Origin of the sequence: Arthrobacter sp. 9V, from assembly GCF_902506065.1 — a bacterium.
GTDB lineage: Bacteria > Actinomycetota > Actinomycetes > Actinomycetales > Micrococcaceae > Arthrobacter.
Genome location: NZ_LR733013.1, coordinates 1 through 1,301 on the forward strand (window position 1 = coordinate 1; position 1,301 = coordinate 1,301).

The following is a 1,301-nucleotide window of genomic DNA, read 5'->3' on the forward strand; positions in this document are numbered from 1 at the left end:
CTTGAGCGCCTCGACGATGACCTGGTCGAGACCCTGGTTGTTCAGCAGCGTCGGCAGGTCGTAGATCGAGGGGACGTCCACAGCGTTCACCACGGCGTCCTCGTCGACGTCGCACATCAGCGCGATCTTGCGCTTGTTCGACTCCGACACCGGACGGTCGCTCCGCAGCACGAGCGCGTCGGGCTGGATGCCGATCGAGCGGAGCGCGGCGACGGAGTGCTGGGTCGGCTTGGTCTTCTGCTCACCCGAGGCGTTCATGAACGGCACCAGCGACACGTGCACGAAGAACACGTTGCTTCGGCCGAGCTCGTGCCGCACCTGACGGGCGGACTCGATGAACGGCTGCGACTCGATGTCGCCGACGGTGCCCCCGACCTCGGTGATGATGACGTCGGGCTGCGGGTCGTTCTGCGCCTGCTCGCGCATCCGGCGCTTGATCTCGTCGGTGATGTGCGGGATGACCTGCACCGTGTCGCCGAGGTACTCGCCGCGACGCTCCTTGGCGATCACCGTCGAGTACACCTGACCGGTCGTGACGTTCGCGGCCTGCGACAGGTTGATGTCGAGGAAGCGCTCGTAGTGCCCGATGTCGAGGTCCGTCTCCGCGCCGTCGTCGGTCACGAAGACCTCGCCGTGCTGGAACGGGTTCATGGTGCCCGGGTCCACGTTGAGGTACGGGTCGAGCTTCTGCATGACGACCTTGAGGCCGCGAGCAGTGAGCAGGTTGCCGAGGCTGGCCGCCGTCAGGCCCTTGCCGAGAGACGAGACGACCCCGCCGGTCACGAAGATCTGCTTCGTCACCTTCGGGGTCGAGTTCGAAGAATTGGTACCGCCGCTGAGAGTGTCCGCCACGAGATTCCATCGTACGTCAGAACTGCCGGGAGGCGCGACCCCGGTTCGCCGTGGGCGTTGCGCGGGTGGGTGGCTGGGTCACCGTGCCGTGGCCGGGTCGCCGGGCCGTGGCCCGGTCACCGGGCCGTGGCCCGGTCACCGGGATCAGGCAGGTCTGGCCGTCAGGCCCGCTGGCCGGCCACGTCGAGCAGCTCGCGGGCGTGCTCGATGCCGCTGGCGCTGTCGCCGAGCCCGGAGAGCAGCCGAGCCATCTCCTGCAGCCGGTCCTCGCCTTCGAGCCGTCGCACACTCGACGAGGTCACGGCACCGCTGGCGTCCTTCACGACGTTGAGGTGGTTGTTCGCGAACGCGGCGACCTGGGCCAGGTGCGTGACGACGATGACCTGCGTGCGCTCGGCGAGCTTCGCCAGCCGCCGGCCGATCTCGATGGCCGCCGCCCCACCGACACC

Annotated in this window: 1 protein-coding gene and 1 pseudogene; both read right to left on the minus strand. The window is 68.4% G+C overall.

Features of this window, described 5'->3' with window-relative positions; all coding sequences use genetic code 11:
• Window positions 1–852: CTP synthase (locus BACI9J_RS23340; protein ID WP_159736717.1), on the minus strand; the 852-nt coding region annotated here is incomplete at its 3' end.
• A 161-nt stretch (window positions 853–1,013) separates the two neighbouring features.
• Window positions 1,014–1,301, minus strand: a pseudogene (locus BACI9J_RS23345) (DNA repair protein RecN); the annotation flags it as partial.